We start from the raw sequence: 26,226 nt of genomic DNA on the forward strand, positions 1-26,226 counted from the left end.
GCGGGCCTTTTCAGCATATGAAGGTAACGCGGTGAATATTCAGGCTCTTCTTTCCGACAAAGTCAGTCAGGCAATGATTGCGGCGGGTGCGCCTGCCGATTGCGAACCTCAGGTTCGCCAGTCTGCGAAGGTACAGTTCGGTGATTACCAGGCAAACGGCATGATGGCCGTAGCGAAAAAGCTCGGTCAGGCACCGCGACAACTGGCTGAGCAGGTGATCCAGCATCTGGATCTTAACGGCATCGCCAGCAAAGTCGAAATCGCCGGTCCCGGCTTTATCAATATCTTCCTCGATCGTGCATGGCTGGCGGCGCAAACCGCGCAGGCGCTGCAGCTGCCGCGTCTTGGCGTGAGTGCGGTTGCGCCACAAACTGTCGTGGTGGATTACTCCGCGCCTAACGTAGCGAAGCAGATGCACGTCGGTCACGTCCGTTCCACCATCATTGGTGATGCCGCAGTGCGTACGCTGGAGTTCCTTGGCCATAACGTGATCCGCGCCAACCACGTCGGCGACTGGGGCACGCAGTTCGGTATGCTGATTGCCTATCTGGAAAAGCAGCAGAACGAACATCACGAAGAGATCGCACTGGCTGACCTGGAAGCTTTCTACCGCGAAGCCAAAGTGACCTACGATGCCGACGAAGCCTTCGCCGAGCGCGCGCGTAATTACGTGGTGAAGCTGCAGGGTGGCGACGAATATTGCCGCAGCATGTGGAAGAAGCTGGTTGATATCACCATGAGCCAGAACCAGCAGGTGTATGACCGCCTTAACGTGACGCTGACGCGCAAAGATGTGATGGGTGAAAGCCTGTACAACGACATGCTGCCGGGCATCGTCGCCGATCTGCGCGAAAAAGGCCTGGCGGTGACCAGCGAAGGCGCCACGGTAGTTTTCCTTGATGAGTTCAAAAACAAGGAAGGCGAACCGATGGGCGTGATCATTCAGAAGAAAGATGGCGGCTATCTCTACACCACCACCGACATCGCCTGCGCCAAATACCGTTTCGAAACCCTGCATGCCGATCGCGTGCTCTATTACATCGATTCCCGTCAGCACCAGCATCTGCAGCAGGCGTGGACCATCGTGCGTAAAGCCGGTTACGTGCCGGAATCGGTACCGCTTGAGCATCACGCCTTCGGCATGATGCTGGGTAAAGATGGTCGTCCATTTAAAACCCGCAGCGGCGGCACTATTCGTCTCGCCGATTTGCTGGATGAAGCGGTTGAACGCGCGCATGCGTTGGTCAGCGAAAAGAATCCAGAGATGTCCGCGCAGGAGCTGAAAGATCTGTCGGAAGTGGTCGGCATCGGCGCAGTGAAATACGCTGACCTGTCAAAAAGCCGCACCACCGATTACATCTTCGACTGGGACAACATGCTGGCCTTCGAAGGCAACACGGCGCCTTACATGCAATATGCCTACACGCGCGTGCTGTCGGTGTTCCGTAAAGCCGGCATTGATGCCGATAGCCTGAGCGGTGACATCGTGCTGACTGAAGAGCGTGAAGCGCAGTTGGCTACGCGTCTGCTGCAGTTCGAAGAAGTGATAACGCAGGTCGCGCGCGACGGTACGCCACATGTGATGTGTGCTTATCTGTACGATCTGGCCGGTCAGTTCTCTGGCTTCTACGAAAACTGCCCAATTCTCTCCGCCGAGGACGAGAACATTCGTCAGAGCCGCCTGCAGCTGGCCGCGTTAACCGCGAAAACGCTGAAGCAAGGTCTGGATACGCTGGGCATTAAAACCGTCGAACGCATGTAATACCTCTGGCGGAGAGCGCCGCAAACGGCTCTCCGCTTGCTTTCCCCCTTTTTCCCCCTCTGACAAAATTCTGCTCTTCAGCCCGCTCTGAATAGCGCTGTTGCCGTGCCCAATACCCGCCATTCCTCAGCCTCGATACGCCTTCTCATTTTTCCGACACAGCTCACCAAATAAACAAAACTCATACCTTCATAACCATTTTATGGCAGACAAACTCGCACGCCATCCCTAATTTGGTTATGGAAGCAAGAACACAAAAACATGCAACAAGCTGTTTTAACAGCTAAAAACTATAAAACTCATCCCCTGCAATCGGGTTAAAGTGATGCCCCCGGCCAATGTCAGGGCAGAATAAAATCTCAACCCGATAACGTTATTAATAAAAAAATCAGAGCGTATCCTATGAGCAATCACGACATTATCGATGTAAAAGGCTGGATCGACGCCCGCCCGATCACCGGATACCAGTGGCTGACCCTCAGCCTGTGTTTCATCATCATCATGTTTGATGGCTACGATGCGGCAGCGATGGGTTTCATTGCGCCCGCGTTGATTGAAGACTGGGGCATAAGCCATGCAGAAATGGGGCCGATTCTCGGTGCCGCGATGTTTGGCGTGGCGATTGGCGCGCTGATTGCCGGTCCATGGTCCGACAAATTTGGCCGCAAACGCGTGCTGCTGCTGTCGATTGCCGTCTTCGCCTGCTTCAGCCTGATGAGCGCCTTCGCGCGCACGCCGCTGGAAATGGGTGTGTTACGTTTTCTCACCGGTCTCGGTCTCGGTGCGGTGATGCCCAACTGCGTCACGCTGGTATCGGAATATATGCCGGAACGCCGTCGCAGCCTGATGATCACCGTGATGTACAGCGGATTTAATATCGGTTCCGGGTTGGGCGGATTCATTGCCGCCGGCATGCTGCCACACTTTGGCTGGCAAGCGGTGTTGGGTTTAGGGGGCTTGCTGCCGCTGCTGATGTTGCCGCTGCTGCTGTGGCTGCTGCCGGAATCGGCGATGTATATGGTGGTGCGCAAAGTCAGTCGCGACAAGATTGCCGCCGTGCTCAAACGTCTGGGCGGCGAATTCTCCGCTGGCACCGCCTTTGTACTCAATGCGCCAATCATCCCGAAAAAAGCGCAGGTGCTGCAGCTGTTCAGCCGCGGCTATGCAGGCGGCACGGTGGTGTTATGGCTCACCTACTTCATGGGGCTGTTTGTCATCTACCTGCTTAACGGCTGGCTGCCAACCATCCTGCGTTCTGGCGGCGTGACGCTGGAGCGTGCGGCGATTGTGGCGGGCTTATTCCAGCTGGGCGGCACCTTTGGCGGCTTAATGGTTGGTGGGCTGATGGACCGTTTCAAAGCGAAATATGTGATCGCCCTGTTCTATCTGCTGGGCAGCTTCTGCCTGGTGTCGCAGGGCATCTGGAGCTTTGGCCCGAATGTGCTGGCGCTGCTGGTGTTCTTCGCTGGCGTCTGCATCAACGGTGCGCAAACCGGATTGCAGGCCTTCTCCCCGGCCTTTTATCCCACCGAAATGCGCGCCACCGGCGTGTGCTGGATGCACGGCATTGGTCGCAGCGGCGCCATTATCAGCTCGTCGCTGGGCGGCGTGCTGCTCGGCGTGTTTCCTGGGCAAACAGCCATTTTTATCGTTTTGTCGCTCCCGGCAGTTTTGGCGGCACTTTCCATCACCCGACATCACCCTGCACAGGTGGCCCGTCAGGTTAAAGGCATCGACCTTAACGACCTGCCGTCCCTGTCGCGTACCCTCAATAATCGATGAAGTAGAGGTCAAAAAATTATGGCTAAAATCATAGGCGGTTTAGCGGTTTCGCATACTCCCACCATTGGCTTTGCGGTCGATCACAACAAGCAGCAGGAAGGCGCATGGGCCCCGATTTTCGATGGCTTTGCCCCGATGCAGCGCTGGCTGGAGGAGAAAAAACCGGATGTGCTGCTGTATGTGTTTAACGATCACGTCACCTCCTTCTTTTTTGATCACTACTCGGCGTTTGTGCTGGGCATTGATGACGAATATGCCGTTGCGGATGAAGGCGGCGGCCCGCGCGATCTGCCGCCGGTAAAAGGCCATGCAGCGCTGTCACAGCACATTGGTGCCAGCCTGATGGCGGATGAGTTCGATATGTCATTCTTCCAGGACAAAGCGCTGGATCACGGCCTGTTTTCGCCGCTGTCGGCGCTGGCACCCTGGCAAGGCGGCTGGCCGATGCAGGTGGTTCCGCTGGCGGTCGGCGTGTTGCAGTTCCCGATCCCGACGGCGCGTCGCTGCTATAAGCTCGGCCAGGCGCTGAAGCGCGCGGTAGAAAGTTTCCCGGAGGATCTTAAAGTCGCGGTGGTCGCGACCGGCGGCGTTTCACATCAGGTACACGGCGAGCGCTGCGGCTTCAACAATCCCGAATGGGATGCGCAGTTTATCGATCTGTTGATCAACGATCCTGAGCGCCTGACCGAAATAACGCTGGCTGAATACGCCACGCTCGGCGGCCTGGAAGGTGCGGAAGTGATTATGTGGCTGATTATGCGCGGTGCGCTGTCGGCCAACGTCGAGAAACTGCATCAGGATTACTATCTGCCTTCGATGACCGGGATCGCCACGCTGATCCTTGAAAATCAGTCACGCGAAGCGCCGGTCGATGTGCACCAGCGTCAGCGCGATAAGATCAACCTGCAGCTCAGCGGCGTGGAAAAACTGCCCGGCACCTATCCGTTCACCCAGGCGCGCAGCCTGAAAGCGCTGCGCATCAACCGCTTCCTGCACCGCATGATTCAGCCAGAATGGCGTAAGCGATTCCGCGAAGCTCCGCAGGCGCTGTATCAGGAAGCCGGACTGAGCGCTGAAGAGCAAACGCTGATTACCCAGCTCGACTGGCGCGGCATGATCCATTACGGCGTCAGCTTCTTCCTGCTGGAAAAACTGGGTGCGGTGGTGGGTGTCTCTAACCTGCATATCTACTCAGCGATGCGGGGTGAAACGCTGGAACAGTTCCAGCAGACGCGCAATCAGCAGGTGCTCTATTCGGTGGCGGGGAAAGCAGACTGATGTTTACGCAACCGGTCATCGACTGCCATCACCACGTTTTTGATCCAGTACACTTTCCCTGGGCGCCCGAAAGCGCCTATAACCCGGACGGACACGAGCTGGCGACGCCGGATTACTATCGTGCTGTGATGCAGGCGTACAACATCCGCCACTCGCTGATTGTCGGCCCGACGTCGGGCTATAACACCGATAACCGCTGCCTGCTGGATACCATCAAGCGCGGTGCAGGACGTTTTAAAGGGATTGCCGTCACGCCGCGTGACGTGGAGAGCGACACGCTCGCCAGCCTGAAAGATCAAGGCATCGTCGGCATTGCGCTTAACGTGGCGATGCTGGGCACCGAGCCGTTTCTCCAGCTTGATGCCCTGATGGGCAGGCTGGCGGAGTTGGATCTCTTTGCCCAGATTCAGGTGCAAAACGATCAGCTACTGGCGCTGATGCCGCTGCTGTCACGCACCCGCACGCGTTTGCTGATCGATCACTCCGGTCGGCCTGACGTCAGCGCGGGCGTAGCACAACCAGCCTTTCAGGCGCTGCTGTCGCTGGCCGGCCAGCAGCGCACCAGCGTCAAGCTCTCCGGGCTGGCGAAATTCTCCCGGCAGCCCTATCCCTTCAGCGATGGACATCCCTATTTGCTGGCATTGCTGGACGCTTTCGGCGCGGAAAACTGCATGTGGGGATCGGACTGGCCTTTCCTGCGCGCCAGTGAACGCATGGATATGGGCACGCAACTGCTGCTGATCGAACAGCTGATCCCCGATGAAAAGAGCCGCCGTCAGGTGCTTTGGCACACGCCACAGCGGCTCTTTGGTTTTACTGAATTACAGGAGTCACGATGAGAACCATCTATGTACTGAACGGCCCGAACCTCAATCTACTGGGCACCCGCGAGCCAGAAACTTACGGTTCCGACACACTGCAAAGCGTCGAAGCGCTGTGCCGCGCAACGGCGGAAGAGCTGGGCGTGACGATTGAGTTTCGCCAGACCAACCACGAAGGGGAAATGATTGAGTGGATTCAGCAGGCGCGTCTCGAAGCGCAGGCGCTGGTGATCAACCCGGCAGCGTGGACGCACACCTCGGTGGCGATCCGCGATGCGGTCACCGGCGTGGGGTTGCCGCTGTGGGAAGTGCACATCACCAACGTGCACAAGCGTGAGCCGTTCCGTCATCACTCCTATCTTTCCGACGTCGCACAAGGCGTGATCTGCGGCTACGGCATTCGCGGTTACCGCTATGCGTTGATGGAAGCGGCGCGCGCAGGTTGATTATTGGTCCTGTCCGCACACTTCACGCAGGCAGCGGATCAACGCATCCGCTGCCGGTGAGTGCAGACAGCCCGCACGCACCGTCAGCCCAATAGCGCGATCGGTATCCGGCAAAGGCACCGGCAACGCCACCAGCGCGCCGGACGCCAGTTCCACTTCCAGCTGGTGCGCGGAGACCGCCGCCAGCATATCCGACTGCATCAGCAAGCCGCGCACCAACGCCAGATCGCCGGTCTCCACCACCGGATCGGGTGCCGGAATGCCCATCGCCTGAAAACTGTTATTCAGTAGATAACGCGCTGGCGTGGCCGAACGCGGCAGCACCCAACGCGCCGCGCGCAGATCATCGGTAGAGAGCTCACGTCCTACCAGCGGATGATCGTGACGCGCCAGCAGCACCATGCGTTCGGAGAACAGCGTCTCGCGCGTGACGTCCAGCGCATCTTCATCGCGGCGCAGCGCGCCAAAAATAAAATCGATATCGCCCGAGCGCATTTCCGAGGCCAGCACGCCAAAGGCGCTTTCACTGGTGACCACGCGTACGCCCGGATAGCGCGCCGTCAGCATCACGATCGCCTGCGGCAGGATACGCGTGCGTCCCAGCGGCAATGCGCCTACGCGCACCGTTCCCTCGAGTATCCCGCTGCGGGCAGCGATGTCGGCCGGAATGTGGCGCAGTTCATTGAGCGCACGCCGCACGTTGGCTTCGATTTCACGTCCGGCCAGCGAAGGCATCATGCCGTGCGGCGTGCGCTCCAGCAGCGCGATGCCCGCGCCGTTTTCCAGCACGCGCAGCGCGGCGCTCACCGCCGGCTGGCTCAGTCCGAGACGTGCCGCCACCGTCTGCATATGCCGCGTCTGACACAGGGTGATAAAAATTTGCAGCCGACGCACGTTAAACAGCCACAGCGGTTCCGCATCGCTACGCTGCGCACCGCGTCCCTGCAATTTAGCCAGCCGCTGCGGCACCTGATGCAGTTCCTCAATCGCCCGCAGCGCACGCGGCAGCACACATTTACCGAAGTCAGTCAGCATCATGCCGCCGGCGTGACGTTCAAATAGCGTGACGCCTAACGTGAGTTCCAGGTCGCGAATAGCGCGGGTAATGGCCGACTGGGTGCGAAATAATTCATCCGCTGCCCGTGAGACACTGCCTTGTGCTACCACCTGACTAAATGCCCTGATTTGCATCAGATTTGTCAGCTCCTGCGTGCCCTTTTCCGCCATCTTTCCCTGCCTGTTTTCACCACCGTTCGATGTCGCAATATAAATAAAACGCATACCCGCTGCAATGAAATGAATTATCGCCGCCAGGTGGGCAGTGACAGCATGGAAAAAAACAGCGGAGGAGTATGCCATGACTAACAACACCCCAAAAAAAACCGCGCTGGTGGTCAGCGCTCACTCAGCAGATTTCGTCTGGCGCGCCGGCGGTGCCATCGCGCTGCACCATGCGCAGGGCTATGACGTTCACGTTGTCTGCCTCTCATTTGGTGAGCGCGGCGAATCGGCCAAGCTGTGGCGCAAGGGGGAAATGAGCGAGGCGAAAGTCAAAGCCGCCCGCCGCAGCGAGGCGCAGGCCGCCGCCGAGATCCTCGGTGCCAGCATCGAATTTTTTGATCTCGGTGATTATCCGCTGCGTGCCGATAAAGAAACCCTGTTCCGCCTCGCGGACGTTTATCGCCGGGTGCAGCCGCACTTTGTTCTGACCCATTCCTTGCAGGATCCCTACAACTACGATCACCCGCTGGCCACGCATCTGGCGCAGGAGGCGCGCATTATCGCCCAGGCCGAAGGCTACCGTCCGGGCGAAAAAATCGTCGGTGCGCCGCCGGTGTACTGCTTCGAACCGCACCAGCCTGAACAGTGCAACTGGAAGCCGGATGTGCTGCTGGATATCACCTCAGTGTGGGACAAAAAATATCAGGCGATTCAGTGCATGGCCGGGCAGGAACATCTGTGGGAATACTACACGCGCGTGGCGCAGCAGCGCGGCGTGCAGGCTAAGCGTAACGTCGGCATTACCACCCGCCGCGAGATCATTTATGGCGAAGGTTATCAGAGCATCTTCCCGCGCGTCACGGAGGATCTGGCATGAGCATCATCGCGAAAAAAGGCGTCGCGGTGCGCCACATCCCGCGTGCGGCAGCCACCGATATCGACGCGCTGGCGCGCTTTGGCGTCGCCACCGTGCATGAAGCGCAGGGGCGCAAAGGCTTGCTCGATCCCGCCCTTCGCCCGATTCAGCAGGATTGTGCCATCGCGGGCAGCGCGGTCACCGTACTGGTGGCGCCGGGCGATAACTGGATGTTTCACGTCGCGGTGGAGCTCTGTCAGCCGGGCGATGTGCTGGTGGTTGCGCCAACCTCGCCGTGCAGCGACGGCTTCTTCGGCGATCTGCTGGCGACCTCGCTGCAGGCGCGCGGCGTGCGCGGACTGGTGGCGGATGTCGGTGTGCGCGATAGCCGCACGTTGCGTGAGATGGGCTTTGCCGTCTGGTCGCGTGCGGTATATGCGCAGGGCACGGTGAAAGAGACGCTCGGCTCGGTGAATGTGCCGCTGGTATGTGCCGGGCAGCTGATCTGGCCGGGTGACGTTATCGTGGCTGATGATGACGGCGTGGTGGTGGTGGCACGCGATGAAGCTGCCAGCGTAGCAGCCAAAGCGCGTCAGCGTGAAGAGCTGGAAGAGAGCAAACGCCTGCGTTTAGCGGCCGGTGAGCTGGGCCTGGATATCTATCAGATGCGCCCGCGCCTGGCGGAAAAAGGACTGCGCTATCTCGACACGCTCGATCAACTGGAGGAGTAAACCATGCGCCAGCGTCGCATTCCCTGCTTACTGATGCGCGGCGGCACCTCCAAAGCCGCCTGCTTTCTGGCACAGGATCTGCCAGCCGAACCGGCGGCCCGCGATCGGGTACTGCTGGCGGTGATGGGTTCGCCCGATATCCGTCAAATTGACGGCCTCGGCGGGGCCGATCCGCTCACCAGCAAAGTGGCGATCGTCAGCGCTTCACACCGTGACGATGCCGATGTCGATTACCTGTTTGCCCAGGTCAACGTCGATCAAGCCCGCGTCGATTACGGGCAAAACTGCGGCAATATCCTCGCCGCCGTCGGGCCTTTCGCCGTGGAACGCGGGCTGGTCAAGGCAGGCAGCGAACGCACCCGTGTGCGCATTTTCATGCAGAACACCGGGCAGATTGCCGAGGCGGCGTTCGCCACGCCCGACGGTGAAGTCGACTATGACGGCGACTTACGCATTGATGGCGTACCGGGCAGCGCAGGCGAAATCGCCCTCACCTTCAAAGATATTGCCGGATCGAGCTGTGGCGCGCTGTTGCCAACCGGTCAGCCGCGCGATCGTTTTGATGGCATCGACGTCACCTGCATCGACAACGGCATGCCGGTGGTGCTGGTGCGTGCAGCGGATGTCAATCGCAGCGGCTATGAAAGCCGCGACGCGTTAGATAACGACAGCGAGCTCAAGCAGCGGCTGGAGTCGATCCGCCTGCAGGCCGGGCCGCGGATGAATTTAGGAGATGTCAGCCAGCGTACGGTGCCCAAAGTCACGCTGCTGGCCGAAGCGCGTCACGGCGGCGCCATCAGCTCACGCACCTTTATTCCGCACCGCTGCCACGCCTCAATTGGCGTGCTTGGTGCGGTGAGTGTCGCCAGCGCCTGCCTGATCCCCGGCAGCGTCGCGGACGGACTGGCACGCACCAGCCAGCAACCTCAACAGAGCCTGAGCGTGGAACATCCCAGCGGTGAATTTAGCGTGCTGCTGCAGCGCGAAGGCGATAACCCGCTGGCGGGCTGCGGTCTGTTGCGCACCGCGCGTGCCATTTTCGCCGGTGAAGTCATGATTCCGGCGGCGGTCTGGTCCTTCAGCAAGGAGTAATTGATGAACATCACCTTTATCGGTTTTGGCGAAGCGGGCGGCATTCTCGCCCATGATTTACAGGCACAGGGCAATGCGGTGACGGTGTGGGATCGCAAAGCCCTCGCGGCAGAAACCCTGCCCGCGCTGCAGCAAAAAGCGCAGCAGAGCGGCGTGCGGCTGGCCGCTTCGCTGGCGGATGCATTACAGGACGCCGCGCTGGTGTTCTCCACCGTTACCGCGTCGCAGGCTCTCAACGTGGCGCAGCAGGCGGCAGCGCGGTTACAGGCCGGGCAGCACTTTCTCGATCTCAACTCGGTGGCACCGCACACCAAACGCGCCGCGGCTGAAGTGATTCACGCTGCGGGTGCCAGCTATATCGACGTGGCGGTGATGGCGCCGGTGCCGCCAAAGCGGCTGGCCACGCCGCTGCTGATTGGTGGCGCTCAGGCTGCACAGGTGCAGCCGCTGCTGCAACAGCTGGGCCTCCACAGCCGCCTGCTGGGTGGCGAAGTGGGTGAAGCTTCAGCGATTAAGATGTGCCGCAGCGTGATGATCAAAGGCCTCGAGGCGCTGACCACCGAATGCCTGAGCGCGGCGCGCCAGTATGGCGTAGAGCAAGCGGTGCTCGACTCGCTGCACGCCAGTTTCCCGTCGCTGGGCTGGAACGATCAGCTGCCGCACTACCTGATTAGCCGCGTGGCGGAGCACGGCCAGCGACGCGCCGAAGAGATGCAGGAAGTGGTGAAAACGCTGCAGGACGTCAAGGTACCGGCCGCCATGAGCGCAGCGATTGTTGCCACGCAGCAAGGGCTGATTGATGCGTTAAACGCCCGCTCCCTGCGCTATCAACAACTCACGCCGTTCGTCTGGCAACAGACGCTGGATAAGATCTATCCACCTCAATGAGTTATACGCATAGAGGTATGCGTTTTGTTTATCGGCAATTGTTTACATTTTTGCTACAGCGTAGCGTAAGCGAGACGAGAAGCAGGTTTTAAAACAATAACTATCGGAAGCAAAACATGAAGATTAGAGCATCTGTCGCCCTTTCCCTGCTGCTGGCAGCGGGTATTGGCCAGGCCAGCGCCGCCGCGCTGGACGCCAGCCACACCAACCAGGTGATGACCAGTGTCAAAAACAGCATCAGCGCGCAGCACAGCACCGGCTGTGTAGCGGTGGTTGATGCCAGCGGTACGCTGCTGGCCTTCCAGCGCCTTGACGGCGCATCGCCGGGCTGCGTCGATGCCGCCATTGGTAAAGCGCGTACCTCGGCGCTGTATCACGCCCCTTCCCTGAAATTTATGCAGCGTCTGCAGAGCGGCGAAACCACGGTTCTCGCCATCCCGCACGCGGTGGCGCTCGGCGGCGGTTTCCCGCTCACGCTGCGGAATGAAGTGGTCGGCGCGGTTGGCGTCAGCACCCCCAAACAGGATCTGGATAATCAGGCTTCAGAGGCTGCCGCTCAGGCGCTGAAATAACTTTCGGGGATTTCCATGATGACTCTTTCACGCCGCCGGTTGCTGACCGGCACGGCGGGCCTGTTGGTGGCTGGCGTCCTGACGCAGGCGCTCTCCGGCAGCCTGGCTTTCGCCTCGCCACCGCTGGCCGCCGCAGTGGCACCGTCCGCCAGTTTTACGGCGATTTCCGTCCGATTAACCGGACTGGACCAGCCGGATGCCCTGCTGGCGCAGCGCCTCTACAGCTGGCTGCACGCGCATTTCCCGCAGCTGGACAGCCTGCTTGATACGCTCAGCGCGCTACTGCAGCAGCAACCTGCCGCCAACGGCAGCAGCCTGCTGACGCTGCTGAGTACCCAACCCAAAGCCCTCGACGATCTTTATCAGGCGCTGGTTTCCGGCTGGTATCTCGGCGTTGTCGGCCCGCTGCCGCGCCCGCAATGTATCGCTTTTGAGAATATCGTCAGCTATCAGCTGGTGCGTGATTCCCTGTTACCACCGAGCTACGCGCCGGGGCAACCTAACTTCTGGACGCAGCCGCCTGCAAGGAGAGCACATGTCTGATTCATTAAGCGCCGACGTGGTGGTGATTGGCGCCGGCATTGCCGGTTCACTGGCGGCGCTGAAGATGGCCAAAGCCGGCGCTTCGGTATTGATGCTGGAGTCCGGCCCGGAGATTAAGCGCGATCAGGCGGTGGAGTATTTCCGCAACTCGCCGTTTAAGGGTGACTTCACCGAACCGTATCCGCCGCAGCCGTGGGCACCGCAGCCAAAATTCATTCCCAGCGATAACAATTACCTGATCCAGAAAGGCCCGGATCCCTATCGCGCCCAATATCTGCGCGGCACCGGCGGCACCACATGGCACTGGGCTGGACAGGCGTTCCGCCTGTTGCCGAACGATATGCGCATTCAGTCGCTGTACGGCATTGGCCGCGACTGGCCGATCAGCTATGACGAGCTGGAACCCTATTACTGCGACGCCGAATACCAGATGGGCGTGTCCGGTGACAGCGATCTGGCTTCGCCGCGTTCGCGCCCTTATCCGTTGCCGGGCATTCCGCTGCCGTATGGCTTCGATCGTTTGAAGCAGCGACTCGGTCCGCTGGGTTATGAGGTGGGCATTGGTCCGCAGGCGCGTAACAGCATCGCCTATGACGGTCGCCCGGCCTGCTGCGGCAACAACAACTGCATGCCGGTTTGCCCGATCGATGCGCAGTACCACGGCGGCATCGCCGCGCGTAAGGCGCTGGATGCCGGTGTCAAAATCGTCACTAATGCGGTGGTGTTCCGCATTGAGGCTGACGACAAAGGCACCATTCAGGCGGTGCACTATCTCGATCAGAACAAAGCGCGCCATCGCGTCACTGGCAAACAGTTTGTCCTGACCGCCAACGGCATCGAAAGCCCGAAAATCCTGCTGCTCTCCACCAGCGATCGCTACCCGAACGGCATCGCCAACAGTTCCGGCATGGTGGGCCGCAATCTGATGGATCATCCAGGATCGTCGGTAGAGTTCTACGCCGATGAGCCGGTGTGGTTTGGCCGTGGGCCGATGCGTCCTGGCAGCATCAACAATATGCGCGACGGCGATTTCCGTGGTGAGCGCTCGGCGCTGCGTATCGACCTCGCCAACACCTCGCCGGTGCGTTATCTCACCGAACGTCTGGTGCGTCAGGGCTATTACGGCAAGGCGCTTAACGACAAGCTGGCCTTCCAGGCCGAGCGTTTTGTTCAGCTCAAGTGTCTGCTGGAGATGCTGCCGGAGCCGCAGAACCGCGTCACGCTGAGCAAAACCGAGAAGGATGCCTGGGGCATTCCCCGCCTCGAGGTTTACTACCGCTTCCCGGAATATGTGCATCGCGGCTATGACCAGTCGATGATCGACTTCCAGCGCATGGTGAAAGAGATGGGCGGCACCGAGGCGGTCTACAGCAAACGCGGCGTCTACGACAACAACCAACATATCACCGGTACCATGATCATGGGCAGCAATCCGCAGGATTCGGTGGTGGATGGTCACTGTCGCACCCACGATCACCTGAACCTGTTTATCGCCGGTACCGGTATTATGCCGTCGGCCTCGACGGTCAACTCAACGCTGACCGGAACCGCGCTGGCGCTGCGTATGGCCGATAGCGTTCTGGCAAGCTTGTAAGGAGCACCCGATGAAACCTGTATTGATTCAGGCCGCTATCGCGGTGGTTCTGATGCAGTGCGCCGTGGCGCAGGCGGCAGACAATGCCGCTCAAATTAAGCGCGGCGAATATCTGGCGCGCGCCGGTGACTGTACCGCCTGTCATACCGCCACCAACGGCCCGCTGTTTGGCGGCGGCTTTGCGGTCAGTACACCTTTCGGCCAGATCTGGGGCAGCAATATCTCCTCCGATAAGCAGTACGGTATCGGCAGCTGGAGTGACGATCAGTTCGTTGCTGCGGTGCGCGACGGCATTGGCAAAAATGGCGAGCAGCTCTATCCGGCGATGCCGTATGACTCCTTTACCAAAATGAAGCGCGACGATGTGCTGGCAATCAAAGCCTATCTCATGTCGATGCCGCCGGTGCATCAGGCTTCACCGCAAACCGACCTGCCGTTCCCATTCAACCAACGCTGGGGCATGCGCTTCTGGAAGTGGTTTAACTTCGATAAAGGCGAATTGCAGAACGATACGCAGCAGAGCGCGCAGTGGAATAACGGCCGCTATCTGGTTGAAGCGCTGGCGCACTGCGGCACCTGCCATACGCCGCGTAATCTGACCATGGGCATGGACAACGATAAAGCATTGGCCGGCGGCGATCTCGGCGGCTGGATGGCGTACAACATCACACCCGATAAGCAGGCAGGCATCGGTGACTGGAGCCAGCAGCAGCTGGTGACCTACCTGAAAACCGGCTTTGTCGCCAACAAAGCCAGCGCCTCCGGGCCGATGGCCGAAGCGATTGAGCACAGCCTGCAATATCTGCCCGAGAGTGATCTGCAGGACATCGCCACCTATCTGCGCAGCGTTAAGCCGCAGCCGGACGCGCAGCAAACCCGCGCGCGCGACAGCTGGGGACAACCTTCCACCGCGCTGATTGCACTGCGCGGCGCCGATGATGCGACCCGCAATGCTCAGCCCGGCGCGGTGGTGTTTGCCGGTAACTGTGCCAGCTGTCACGGCGCGGAAGGTGCGGGATCGGGCAGCGGTTTCCATGCCTATCCGTCACTGTTCCATCACACCAGCACCGGCGCGGCAGATGCGCTGAACGTGGTATCGGTGGTCCTCAACGGTGTACATCGCCATATGCGCGAGGGCGAAGTCTTTATGCCGCCTTTTGCGCCTGAGCTGAGTGACCAGCAGGTGGCGGATGTCAGTAACTTTGTTACCCAGCAGTTTGGTAATCCGGCGGCGGCCAAAGTGGATGCGAAGCAGGTAAAAGGGTTAAGAGAGGATGCAAAACTGGCTTCACCCCCGATTTACGGTCAGGGAGATAAGCCTTAATTACTTCACTCGGCGGCGCAGGGCGCGTCGCCGAGGTAGCACGCGTTACTGATAATTCACCGTCACTTCACTGCTCACCACGCGTAAGCCGGGCGGCAATGCGCCCTTCCCCTGAAAGCCAAATGCCAGATGCAGCGTCTCTTCCGCCGCCACGTTGGCTAAGCCGCGCGTACTGCCGCTGGCGCCTTCAATCTCGACACAACGATCGCCCGCACACAAGCGCACCACCAAACCCGAGGGCGCAGGACGGCTCAGCTGATAACGCCAGTACACCAGCGAAATATTGCCCGGCGCGCTGGAAGGCGCACGCAGCGCAGGCGTCATCAGCCAGTTACCGCGCACGCCAAGGCTTGGGCCGCTGGCGTTGGCTGTCCAGGCACCGCTGGACGCATCAACAGCCAGCGGCAGCGCCATCAACGGCATCATCATTACTGCCCAGCACCAGCGACGCATTACTTGCCTCCAATGGTGGCGGTCATGCGGATTTGACGGTTGTCGGTCAGCTCCATATTCGACAGCACAATCAGCTGCGGCAGATTGCGCCGCAGGAAGCGTGCCAGCAACGCACGCAGCGGATGATTGACCAGCAGCACCGGCGGCGCGCCTGCCATCTCTTGCTGCTGCAGTGCGCCTTGCGCCTGCACCAGTAAGCGATCTGCCAGACCTGGCTCGAGTCCACCGCCACCTTGCAGCGCCTGCAGCAGCAGGCGTTCCAGCGTGGCATCGAGGCCGATCACCTGCACTTCGCCGTTGCCCGGGAACCACTGTTGGGTAATCGCCCGTCCCAGCGCCACACGCACAACGCTGGTGAGCTCTTGCGGATCGTTCTGCACCGGCGCATGTTCCGCCAGCGTTTCAATAATGGTGCGCATATCGCGAATCGAGACGCGCTCGGTCAGCAGGTTTTGCAGCACTTTGTGCAGCGTAGTCAGCGTGATGACACCCGGCACCAGATCTTCGGTCAGCTTCGGCATCTCTTGCGTGACGCGATCCAACAGCTGCTGCGCTTCCTGACGGCCAAACAGCTCGCTGGCGTATTGGCCAATCAGGTGATTGAGGTGCGTCGCCACCACGGTGCTGGCTTCCACCACGGTAAAGCCCTGAATCTGCGCCTGCTCTTTCAGGGCGCTGTCGATCCAGATCGCCGCCAGACCAAAGGCCGGATCGACGGTTGGCTCGCCCGGCAGCGAACCAGCAGCCGTGCCAGGGTTGATCGCCATCCAGCGGCCCGGATAAGCGTCGCCGCTGCCAATTTCTACGCCTTTCATCAGGATGCGGTAACGCGCGGGTGGCAGCTCCATGTTGTCACGGATATGCACCACCGGCGGCAGAAAGCCCACCTCTTGTGCCACCTTCTTACGAATACTGCGGATACGCCCTAAAAGTTCGCCGTTTTGCAGGTGATCGACCATCGGAATCAGGCGATAACCCACTTCCATACCGAGCGAATCTTCCAGCTGCACATCGGTCCACGACGCTTCCACCGTGGCCGGCGTCTCCTGGGTTTTCACCAGACTGGAGGCTTCCGCCGGTTTCTTCGGTTGCATTTCGCGACCGCGTAACCACCAGGCAAGTCCTAATAGCGCGGCGGTAAACAGCAGGAACACCAGGTTCGGCATGCCCGGCACCAGGCCGAGCAAACCAATCACACCGCCGCTCAGCATCAGCACGCGCGGGTTCTTGAATAGCTGCGTTACCATCTGCTCGCCGACGTCCTGATCGGTGCCCACGCGCGTTACGATGACACCCGCAGCGGTGGAGATCACCAGCGCTGGAATCTGTGCGACCAGGCCGTCACCGATGGTCAACAGCGTGTAGGTTTCACCGGCGTGACCGAGATCCATGCCGTGCTGCACCACGCCGACCAACAGGCCGCCGATGATGTTGATCACCATGATCAGGATGCCGGCGATGGCATCACCACGGACGAACTTACTCGCACCGTCCATCGAGCCGTAGAAATCGGCTTCCTGCGTCACTTCGGTACGGCGTTGCTTGGCTTCCTGTTCGCCAATCAAGCCAGCGTTGAGGTCAGCATCAATCGCCATCTGCTTACCGGGCATCCCATCCAGTACAAAACGCGCGCCGACTTCGGCGATACGTCCCGCACCCTTGGTGATAACCATGAAGTTGATGATAACGAGGATGATGAACACCACGATACCGATGGCGAAGTTACCGCCAACGAGGAAGTGACCGAAGGCTTCCACCACGCGTCCGGCGGCATCGGCGCCGGTATGGCCCTCCAGCAGAATGATACGGGTTGAAGCAACGTTCAGCGCCAGACGCAGCAGCGTCGAGAACAGCAGAATGGTCGGAAATGCGGCGAACTCCAGCGTGCGCTGGGTGAACATCGCCACCAGCAGCACCATGATCGACAGTGCAATGTTAAAGGTGAACAGCAGGTCAAGAATGAAGGCGGGTAACGGCAGCACCATCATCGACAGGATCAACATGATCAGTACCGGGCCTGCCAGCACCTGCCATTGCGTGTCTTTAAAGTTGCCCGGTAAGCGCAGCTTCTCGGCTAAATTAGCCATCGTTAGTGTTCTCTCCTGCAAAGTCCATGTCTGCCGGAACCGGCAGGTTTTTTGGTTTGTTTGGAATCAGGCCGCCTTCGCGCTTCCAGCGTCGCAGCTGCCAAACCCAGGCCAGCACTTCTGCCACCGCGCCATACAGCGCGCCGGGGATGAACTGACCAATTTCGGTGTGTCGATACAACGCACGTGCCAGCGGCGGTGCTTCGAGAATAGGGATGCGGTGCTCTTTGGCAAGCTCACGAATCTTCAGGGCGATATCGCCCGCGCCTTTGGCCACCACTTTGGGCGCGCTCATCTTGCCTTCCTGATACTTCAGCGCCACCGAGTAGTGCGTCGGGTTAGTGACGATAACGTCGGCTTTCGGTACATCGGCCATCATGCGACGGCGTGCCGCCGCGCGCATCGCCTGGCGAATACGCCCTTTAACGTGCGGGTCGCCTTCGTTTTGTTTATGTTCGTCGCGGATCTCCTGGCGCGTCATCTTCAGCTTTTTGAAGTAGCTGTAGAGCTGCCAGAACACATCAAAACCCACCATCGGGAACAGGCCCAGCATGATCAGCCCGCAGCAGGCGGCAATCATCGACAAACCGTGATGCAGTGCGTTGATCGGCGATTCGCTCATCAAACGCAGCATCTCTTCCCAATGGCTCCAGATGTACCAGCCAGCCACCAGCCCAACCAGCACCGCTTTCATGATCGATTTCACCAGCTCCGCAGCGGTTTGGCCGGAGAACATGCGGCCGATACCGGTGAGCGGGTTGAGCTTTTTGAGATCGAACTTAATGGATTTGCCGCTGAAGTTAAGGCCGCCCAGCGCCATCGGCCCGGCAATCGCCACCACCACTAAGCCGCCCATCAGCGGCAGCAGCGCGATCACCGCCTGCTTAATCAGGCTGCCAATATGACCAATGATCACTTTGTCATCGTTCACCATGCCGTGATCAAAACGAAATCCGGTGGCGACCATGCTGGCCAGACGCTCCGCCATGCTGTTGCCGCCGACCCACAGGATCAGCAATCCAATCAACAGCATCATCACTGAAGTCAGCTCGCGCGAACGCGGAATCTGCCCCTCCTCACGCGCTTTTTCAAGTCGGTGGGGCGTGGGCGATTCTGTTTTGTCCTCGTTACTCTCTTCAGCCACGACTTACCTCAGCTGGCAGGAATTCTGAGCATAGAATGCCAAAACCCTGACAGGCTAAAGCGCGGATTAAAGGGGGGAAATGTGAGCTTATTTAGCCATAAGTGAAATTTCGGGCTGATTGGTCGCCATAAATGGCGCCGCTACATTGCTCGAATGTGCATTAATCCTGACCGGTTGGCGATAAAAGTGCACCACGTCACCCACCAACAATAACGCCGGCGATTGGGCTTGTTGCACCTCAACAGTGTGTGCCAGCTCAGCCAGCGTAGTGATCATCACCCGCTGATCGGCACGCGTGCCATTCTCAATGATTGCCACCGGCGTCTGCGCGTTGCGGCCCTGCGCCTGCAGCTGTGCGCTGATGCTGGCGCTCCACTTCAGCCCCATATAAAACACCAGCGTCTGGTTATTGGCGGCGAGGCTGGCATCATCCAGCTGCGGTTCACCGCTTTTGCCGTGACCGGTAATTAACCGCAGCGACTGTGCGCAATCACGGTGCGTTAGCGGAATGCCGCTGGCTGCCGCGCATCCGGCGGCGGCGGTAATACCCGGCACGATCTGGCAGGCTATTCCCGCCTGTTGCAGATAGAGCATCTCTTCACCGCCGCGCCCGAAAATAAAGGGATCGCCGCCTTTGAGCCGCACCACTTGCCGCCCGCTGCGGGCTAAATCCACCAGCAGCTGATTAGTTTGCGCCTGCTTTAACCCGTGGCTGCCGGGCTTCTTGCCGACATCAATCGCCAGCGTCTCCGGCGGCACTTCCGCCATGATCGCCTCGCTCACCAACCGGTCATACACCACAACGTCGGCGCTGTTGATCAGCCTCCATGCTTTTAAGGTGAGCAGTTCTACGTCTCCCGGCCCAGCCCCAACCAGCCAGACGCCACCTTGCGCGTGTTCGCCGTCACGCGGATTAAACAGCTTGTCGAGGGATTCACTGGCTTGCGTCATGATGTTTTCCGTTACTGCGCCACGCGCAGAGATGAGAGCAGTTGTTTGAGCTCCGGGATACAGGAGCCACAGTTGGTGCCGCATTTCAACACCGCGCCGAGCGCTGCCGGGGAATCACAGCCCTCAGCGATGGCCCGGCGAATCGCCACTTCACCGACGCCAAAGCAGCTGCAAAGGGTACGTCCGTGGCTGCCGCCCTGCGCCGGTCGCCCGCCCAACAGCGCATGTCGCTGCTGCGGCAAATCGGGCGGCTGGCTGAAGGCCCGCGCGATAAATGGGTGATCGATGTCTGGTAGCCAGGGCGCGGCATAAAAGGCGCATGCCAACTTGCCCTCGCGCCAGCCAAGCCAGTGCAATTGCTGTCCCGCCTGCGCCTGCTGCCATTGCAATGCGGACATGCCCGGCAGTTGCATCAGCCATTCGCCAGCATGAGCGCTGCCCGCCAGCACATAGCGCTGCACGCCGGGCTGTGGGGCTCGCGACCAGTAGAGTAGTGCAGGCGGCGTGATGATGTCCGGCAGCCACAGCCAGCCTTGCCACGCTGGACGCAGTAGTTGCAAGCGCACCGCCGTTTGTTTTAACGCTGGCTGAGCGGAATCGGGACAACAGCTGGCCGCGACTAATCCATCGACGTTGGCCTGCCCGCTGAACTGTCTTGTCCAGTGCATCGGCACAAAGATTTGCCCACGCTGCAGGCCGCTGTCGAGGGTGACGCGTCCACTGCACCAGCCCAGCGCCGACTGCACGCGCGTCACATCGCCGTGGCTCAAGCCGTACGCCGCCGCATCCAGCGGATTTAGCGCGACAAAGGGTTCATCGTAATGCTGCATCAGTCGCGGCACGTTGCCGGTGCGCGTCATGGTGTGCCACTGATCTCGGATGCGGCCGGTATTCATCAGCAGCGGATAATCAGTGGTCATGAGGGTTTTAACCGGTATCGCGGGCGGCAGCAGACGCGCTTTTCCATCGGCATGGTAAAAGCGGCGATCGGCAAACAGCCGCGCGGTGCCGTTGGGTGACGCGGCAGTGATCGGCCACTGCACCGGGGCTAACTGGTCATATTGCTCACGCGTGATGGTTGCCAGCGCGCTGATATCAAAGGCGCGCGTGCCGCGATTCTCAAAACCAGACAGCGCGGCATGCTCGGCGAAAATCTCGCCTGGATGCTGCCAGGCAAAGGCCGCGCCAAAACCGAGTCGCTGCGCCACCTGCGCCAGCAGCCACCAATCCGCTTTGGCCTCACCGGCTGGCGCAATAAAACTGCGCTGGCGTGAGATACGCCGCTCCGAATTGGTCACGGTGCCGTTTTTCTCGCCCCATGCCTGCGCCGGCAGTAGCACATCAGCAAATTGTGCCGTGTCGCTGTGGGCGCTGACTTCCGACACCACCACCAGCTCGCATTTCGCCAGCGCGTGTGCCACGCGGTTACCTTCCGGCATCGAAACGGCAGGATTGGTACCCATGATCCACACTGCCTTGACGTCGCCGCGTTCGATGGCATTGAACAGATAAACTGCCGTCAGTCCCGGCTGCTGCGCAACACGATCGCTCCCCCAAAAGCGCGCAACACGATCAACCTCTGCTGCGCTAAAGCCCATGTGCGCCGCCAGCTGATTGGCTAAGCCGCCCACTTCACGGCCGCCCATGGCGTTGGGCTGTCCGGTCAGCGAAAACGGTCCGCAGCCCGCACGGCCGATTTTGCCGCTGAGCAGATGCGCATTGAGGATGGCGTTGTTGTTATCGCTGCCGGTTTGTGACTGATTGATGCCCATGCACCACAGCGTCAGCACGCGCGGCTGCGCTGCGAACAGCTGCCAAAATGCCACAATGTCATGCTCACTCAGCTGGCAGGCAGCGGCGACCGTCGCCACATCCCACGCCTCACAGGCGGCTAAGGTCGCTTCCACATTGGCCAGATGCGGCAACATACTGGCATCGATACCCTCATGGTGCGCCAGCCAGTTCAGCAGCCCGGCAAACAGCGCGCTATCAGATCCCGGTTGCAGCGCCAGATGAACATCAGCAAGGTCACAGCTGGCAGTACGACGCGGATCGATCACCACCAGCTGCATCTCAGGGCGTTCGGCTTTGGCCTGCACCAGCCGCTGCCACGCCACTGGATGCGCCCATGCCGCGTTGGAGCCGACTAACACCACAACATCGGCTTGTTCAAGATCGTCATAGCAGCACGGCACCGCATCGGCACCGAAAGCGCGTTTGTAACCCACCACCGCCGAAGCCATACACAGCCGTGAATTGGTATCGATGTTGGCAGAGCCAATAAAGCCCTTCATCAGCTTATTGGCGGTGTAATAATCCTCCGTTAGCAGTTGACCGGAGCCGTAAAAGGCCACCGCCTGCGGGCCATGTTGATCGATGATGCGCCGGAAACCCGCCGCCACATGGTCCAGTGCGGCATCGATACTGACGCGCTGACCATCAATCTGCGGCCAGAGCAAACGACCGTCATGCATCAGGGTCTCGCCCAGCGCTGAACCTTTGACGCACAGCCGACCGAAATTAGCCGGATGCTGGCGGTCGCCGCTCACCGGCGCATCGAGGGCTTTCACCTCCACGCCACAGCCCACGCCGCAGTACGGACAGGTGGTTTTCATGAGGCCGCCGCCAGCGCAATAATCGGCTGATGCCCGAGCCACACTTTGCCGCCCTCCACGCGCACCGGCCAGCAGCGCAGCTGATGCTCGGCGTTATCGAGACTTTGTCCGTCGCGCAGCCGCACGCGCTGCTTGTAGAGCGGTGATATCACCACCGGCTCGCCCGCTACGTCGCCGAGAATGCCACGCGACAGCACGCTGGCTTGCGTGCCGGGCTCAATATCTTCCAGCGCATAAATCGCCTCGCCCAAGCGGAACAAGGCCACACGCTGACCGCCTAACCGCGCACCCATGCCCGCAGACGGCGGGATAGCGTCGACAAGGCAAATGGCACTCCAGGGTTCTGCCGGCAACGTGGTAACGGGAATGCTGTCCGCCGTCGCGGGCTGACGCTGACCGCGCACCTGCACATAGTTGAGCGTCTCGTCAGGCTGCTCGCTGTTGACGGTGGCGGTAAACAAGGCGCGACGCGAAGGATCCTGCAGCGTGCTGTGCCATTCGCACTGATAGCGCTCCACCACGCGCTGCATCTCCTGCTCCAGTTGCACGGCTATACCGAGTGAATCTTCGATCACCACCTGACGCAGGTAGTCGAGTCCGCCTTCCATGTTATCCATCCACACGCTGGTGCGCTGCAGACGATCGGCGGTGCGCACATAGAACATCAAGATGCGGTCAACGTAGCGCAGCAGCGTTTCATCATCGAGATCGCTGGCGAACAAATCGGCATGACGCGGTTTCATCCCGCCGTTGCCGCAGACATACAGGTTCCAGCCTTTTTCCGTGGCGATTACGCCAATGTCCTTGCTCTGCGCTTCAGCGCATTCACGCGTGCAGCCGGAAACCGCCATTTTAATTTTGTGCGGGGCGCGCAGCCCTTTGTAGCGATTCTCTAATGCGATGGCGAAGGCGGTAGAATCCTGCACGCCGTAACGGCACCAGGTTGACCCCACGCAGGATTTTACCGTGCGCAGCGATTTGCCATAAGCGTGACCGGTTTCAAAACCCGCCGCGATTAAGTGTTCCCAGATATCCGGTAACTGATCGAGCCGCGCACCGAACAGATCGATGCGCTGACCGCCGGTGATTTTGGTGTAGAGATCGTAACGAGCGGCTACTTCACCAATCGCAATTAGCCCTTGCGGCGTAATTTCACCGGCTGGCACACGCGGTACCACCGAATAGGTGCCATCTTTCTGGATGTTGGCGAAGTAGCGATCGTTGGTATCCTGCAGCGGCAGATGTTCGGGCTTCAGTAAGTAGTCATTCCAGCATGATGCCAGCAATGATCCCACCAGCGGCTTGCACACTTCACAGCCCTGTCCGCGTCCGTTGAGCTGCAATAGCTGCTCAAAGGTGGTGATGTTGCCGACGCGGATCAGGTGATACAGCTCTTGACGCGAGTAGGCAAAGTGTTCACAGATATCCTTCTTCACTTCCACGCCCTGACTGGCGAGCTGGAACTCCATCACCTGTTTGACTAATGCGCTACACCCACCGCAGCCGGTTGCCGCTTTGGTGCAGCTTTTGATCGCCGCCATGTCACCGCAGCCGCCCTGCACTGCCCCGCAAATGTCCGCCTTGCTGACGTTATGGCACGAGCAGATTTGCGCGCTGTCTGGCAACGCCGCGACACCCAGCGCTTTAGCCGGCGCACCCGCTAACTGGGGCAAAATCAGGCTTTCCGGCTCTTCTGGTAACGGTAACTGATTCAGCATCATCTGCAGCAGGCTGGCGTAATCTGCGCTGTCGCCCACCAGCACGCCGCCAAGCAGCGTTTTGCGATCTTTGCACACCACCAGTTTTTTGTAGATGCCCTTTGGATTATCGATCCACTGATAACTTTGGCTGTCAGCGGTGCGCCCGTGCGCATCGCCAAATGACGCCACTTCCACGCCGAGCAGTTTCAGTTTCGTGCTCATGTCGGCACCGCTGAACGCCAGTTCTTCCTGCGCCAGCTGCGCCGCCAGTACGCGCGCCATTTGATATCCCGGCGCAACCAAACCGAAAATTTGCCCTTGCCACAGCGCGCATTCACCAATCGCATAGACATCTGCGGCGCTGGTGGCGCAAGCGTCGTTGATCAGAATGCCGCCGCGTTCACCCAGTTGCAGACCGGCGGCGCGCGCCAGTGCATCACGCGGACGAATACCCGCTGAAAATACCAGCAGGTCCGTTGCCAGCAGGCTGCCATCGGCAAAACGCAGCTGCAGGCTGCCATCCGGCAGACTCTCAATCGCTTCAGTTTGCTTGCTGGTATGAACTTGAACGCCCAGCGCGCTGATTTTGCCGCGCAGCATCTGCGCGCCGCCGTCATCCAATTGCACCGCCATCAGACGCGGCGCGAACTCCACCACATGGGTTTCCAGACCGAGCTGTTTCAATGCGTTGGCGGCTTCCAGTCCGAGCAGCCCGCCTCCAATCACCACCCCGCGCGTCGCATTACGGGCACAGTCAGCAATCGCATCCAGATCGGCCAGTGTGCGGTATACAAAACAACGCGCGTGATCGTGGCCGGGAACCGGCGGTACAAACGGCACCGAGCCGGTCGCCAGCACCAGTTTATCCCAGGTCAATTCCGCGCCGCTGGCATCACGCAGGCTGCGTTTTGCACTGTCAATTGCCACCACTTCACAACCGCTGCGCAGTTCGATGCCGTGTTGCTGAAAGAAGTTATCGCAGACCAGTGACAAATCGTCCGCGCTTTTACCGTTGAAGTATTCGGTAAGATGCACGCGATCGTAGGCCATCTGCGGCTCATCGCCGTATACCACGATGTGATAGTGCTGATGCAGTTCACGACTCACCAGCTGTTCGAGAAAATGGTGGCTGACCATGCCATGTCCAACCACGGCGAGAAGAGGTTTGCTCATCATCTGGCTTCCTGCAGCGCTTGGCTGCGTTGTGTTGTCGTCAAGACCGAACAGTGCGTTAATGCCCACCTGCGCGGCCTGTTGAAGTTGTGGTAGCAGCGTGCCTGCCGCCTGGCTGTCGCCAAACAGCAGCACGCCGCGCAGTGCGCCATTGCGCAAAAACAGTCGGCGATAGTGCTGGTGCAGCGGGTCAAAGCTGCTGATGGCGTCGCCTTCGCTGATATCGCCCGCACTGAACATCTCAATGCCGCTGACTTTCAGCCGCGTACCGTTTTCCTGATAGTGAAAGTCGGCCACGGGTTCACCCGCCAGTTGTGCTGCCAGCACGGCGGCCTGCGTCAGACAAGGCGCAATCAAGCCAAAGGTTTCGCCGCTGATTTCGCAGCACTCACCCAGCGCATACACATGCGGAAGCGCGGTTTGCAGTTGACGGTTAACCAGAATGCCGCGCTGGCAAGGCACGCCCGCCGCCTGCGCCAGCGCGATCTCCGGCAGCACGCCGATGGCGATCACCACCTGTTCCGCTGCGATAACCGCCCCATCGCCGAGCGTGACGCTTTCGGCGTCAATGGCCTGCAAAGTGACGCCGAGCCGACAGCGAATACCGCGCTGTGCCAGATGCTGCTGCAACAGCGCACCCGCTTTGGCATCCAGCTGGCGATCAAGCAGCCACGGACGATGATGCAGCAGCGTGACGTCACGTCCACGCTGACGCAGCGCCGCTGCGGCTTCCACGCCAATCAATCCGCCGCCCAGCACCACCACCGGACCTTGCTGCGCGAGCATGGCCTCCACGTCTCGCACCGTGCGGAAACCCTGCACCTGTGGGCGATGGATGCCGGGCAGATCCGGCATGCGCGGCCTCGAACCGCAGGCGAACACCAGCTTGTCCCAGTGCAGGGTGCGCTGGTCGGTTAGTACTGTGCGCGTAGGGATATCCACCTGCAGCGCCTCTTCCCCCATCAGCAACTGCACCTGATGTGCCGCATACCATGCGGGTTCGTGGATCACCGTGTCAGCGAAGGCTTTTTCGCCCGCCAGCACCGGCGACAGCAGCACCCGGTTGTAATTGCCGTGCGGCTCACGGCCAATCACCGTGATGGCGTAGCGACCCGGCGCACGTTGCAGCAAGGTTTCCACCATGCGCATCGCCGCCATGCCGTTTCCGATCACTACCAGTCGCTGCACCATGG

The 26,226-nt window shown here is 60.0% G+C and carries 20 protein-coding genes; 13 read left to right on the plus strand and 7 right to left on the minus strand.

Annotated features, from left to right (window positions below):
- Positions 1–31: 31 nt before the first annotated feature.
- The 5 genes from argS to aroQ all read left to right on the plus strand — a co-directional run bounded on the left by argS (position 32) and on the right by aroQ (position 6,089).
- Positions 32–1,762 carry an arginine--tRNA ligase gene (gene argS, locus ACVLVH_RS05745; RefSeq protein ID WP_498948947.1) on the plus strand — a complete coding sequence of 577 codons (1,731 nt, stop codon included), beginning with the start codon at positions 32–34 and terminating at the stop codon, positions 1,760–1,762.
- A 402-nt stretch (positions 1,763–2,164) separates the two neighbouring features.
- Positions 2,165–3,544, plus strand: a complete 1,380-nt coding sequence (locus ACVLVH_RS05750) for an MFS transporter (protein ID WP_110866319.1) — start codon at positions 2,165–2,167, stop codon at positions 3,542–3,544.
- Positions 3,545–3,562: 18 nt separating this feature from the next.
- Entirely contained in the window at positions 3,563–4,822 is a 1,260-nt protein-coding gene (locus ACVLVH_RS05755) for a gallate dioxygenase (RefSeq protein ID WP_137385951.1), read from the plus strand.
- The gene (locus tag ACVLVH_RS05760) at positions 4,822–5,661 is read left to right on the plus strand and encodes an amidohydrolase family protein (protein WP_498948949.1); all 840 of its coding nucleotides are present in this window, start codon (positions 4,822–4,824) and stop codon (positions 5,659–5,661) included. The genes ACVLVH_RS05755 and ACVLVH_RS05760 overlap by 1 nt, the downstream gene beginning before the upstream one ends.
- Positions 5,658–6,089, plus strand: a complete 432-nt coding sequence (aroQ, locus tag ACVLVH_RS05765) for a type II 3-dehydroquinate dehydratase (RefSeq protein WP_101764144.1) — start codon at positions 5,658–5,660, stop codon at positions 6,087–6,089. The genes ACVLVH_RS05760 and aroQ overlap by 4 nt, the downstream gene beginning before the upstream one ends.
- Here the strand turns inward: aroQ and ACVLVH_RS05770 are convergent, their stop codons facing one another.
- Positions 6,090–7,316 carry a LysR family transcriptional regulator gene (locus tag ACVLVH_RS05770; RefSeq protein ID WP_137385954.1) on the minus strand — a complete coding sequence of 409 codons (1,227 nt, stop codon included), beginning with the start codon at positions 7,314–7,316 and terminating at the stop codon, positions 6,090–6,092.
- Positions 7,317–7,446: 130 nt separating this feature from the next.
- On the opposite strand from ACVLVH_RS05770, the gene galB reads away from it, so the two are divergent.
- The 8 genes from galB (at position 7,447) to ACVLVH_RS05810 (ending at position 14,910) form a co-directional block, all read left to right on the plus strand.
- Entirely contained in the window at positions 7,447–8,187 is a 741-nt protein-coding gene (galB, locus tag ACVLVH_RS05775; RefSeq protein ID WP_312464438.1) for a 4-oxalmesaconate hydratase, read from the plus strand.
- A complete protein-coding gene (locus tag ACVLVH_RS05780; RefSeq protein ID WP_217546389.1) occupies positions 8,184–8,897 on the plus strand; it encodes a 4-carboxy-4-hydroxy-2-oxoadipate aldolase/oxaloacetate decarboxylase in 714 nt (237 codons plus the stop codon). Before galB ends, ACVLVH_RS05780 begins: the two co-directional genes overlap by 4 nt.
- 3 nt (positions 8,898–8,900) lie before the next feature.
- The gene (locus tag ACVLVH_RS05785; RefSeq protein WP_312464437.1) at positions 8,901–9,989 is read left to right on the plus strand and encodes a 4-oxalomesaconate tautomerase; all 1,089 of its coding nucleotides are present in this window, start codon (positions 8,901–8,903) and stop codon (positions 9,987–9,989) included.
- Positions 9,990–9,992: 3 nt separating this feature from the next.
- A complete protein-coding gene (locus ACVLVH_RS05790) occupies positions 9,993–10,877 on the plus strand; it encodes an NAD(P)-dependent oxidoreductase (protein ID WP_312464436.1) in 885 nt (294 codons plus the stop codon).
- Positions 10,878–10,993: 116 nt separating this feature from the next.
- Entirely contained in the window at positions 10,994–11,449 is a 456-nt protein-coding gene (locus tag ACVLVH_RS05795) for a GlcG/HbpS family heme-binding protein (protein ID WP_312464435.1), read from the plus strand.
- A 15-nt stretch (positions 11,450–11,464) separates the two neighbouring features.
- Entirely contained in the window at positions 11,465–11,992 is a 528-nt protein-coding gene (locus ACVLVH_RS05800) for a sugar dehydrogenase complex small subunit (protein ID WP_312464434.1), read from the plus strand.
- Entirely contained in the window at positions 11,985–13,586 is a 1,602-nt protein-coding gene (locus tag ACVLVH_RS05805; protein WP_498948953.1) for a GMC family oxidoreductase, read from the plus strand. Before ACVLVH_RS05800 ends, ACVLVH_RS05805 begins: the two co-directional genes overlap by 8 nt.
- A 10-nt stretch (positions 13,587–13,596) precedes the next feature.
- Positions 13,597–14,910, plus strand: coding sequence for a c-type cytochrome (locus ACVLVH_RS05810; protein ID WP_217546379.1), 1,314 nt, complete (start codon positions 13,597–13,599; stop codon positions 14,908–14,910).
- A 45-nt stretch (positions 14,911–14,955) separates the two neighbouring features.
- Here ACVLVH_RS05810 and flhE read toward each other — a convergent pair whose 3' ends face one another.
- The 6 genes from flhE to nirB all read right to left on the minus strand — a co-directional run bounded on the left by flhE (position 14,956) and on the right by nirB (position 26,224).
- Positions 14,956–15,363, minus strand: coding sequence for a flagellar protein FlhE (gene flhE / locus ACVLVH_RS05815; RefSeq protein WP_271459652.1), 408 nt, complete (start codon positions 15,361–15,363; stop codon positions 14,956–14,958).
- Positions 15,363–17,450, minus strand: coding sequence for a flagellar biosynthesis protein FlhA (gene flhA / locus ACVLVH_RS05820; RefSeq protein WP_101764133.1), 2,088 nt, complete (start codon positions 17,448–17,450; stop codon positions 15,363–15,365). The genes flhE and flhA overlap by 1 nt, the downstream gene beginning before the upstream one ends.
- Complete coding sequence (gene flhB / locus ACVLVH_RS05825) at positions 17,443–18,594, minus strand: flagellar biosynthesis protein FlhB (RefSeq protein WP_101764132.1); 1,152 nt, start codon at positions 18,592–18,594, stop codon at positions 17,443–17,445. The genes flhA and flhB overlap by 8 nt, the downstream gene beginning before the upstream one ends.
- Before the next feature lie 87 nt (positions 18,595–18,681).
- The gene (gene cobA, locus ACVLVH_RS05830) at positions 18,682–19,545 is read right to left on the minus strand and encodes a uroporphyrinogen-III C-methyltransferase (protein ID WP_498948956.1); all 864 of its coding nucleotides are present in this window, start codon (positions 19,543–19,545) and stop codon (positions 18,682–18,684) included.
- 11 nt (positions 19,546–19,556) lie between these two features.
- Positions 19,557–22,160 (minus strand): nitrate reductase, encoded by a 2,604-nt coding sequence (locus ACVLVH_RS05835; protein WP_210080797.1) that lies wholly within the window; start codon positions 22,158–22,160, stop codon positions 19,557–19,559.
- Entirely contained in the window at positions 22,157–26,224 is a 4,068-nt protein-coding gene (nirB, locus tag ACVLVH_RS05840) for a nitrite reductase large subunit NirB (protein ID WP_498948957.1), read from the minus strand. The genes ACVLVH_RS05835 and nirB overlap by 4 nt, the downstream gene beginning before the upstream one ends.
- Positions 26,225–26,226: the final 2 nt, after the last annotated feature.

It is taken from the genome of Kluyvera sp. 1366 (assembly GCF_054823405.1).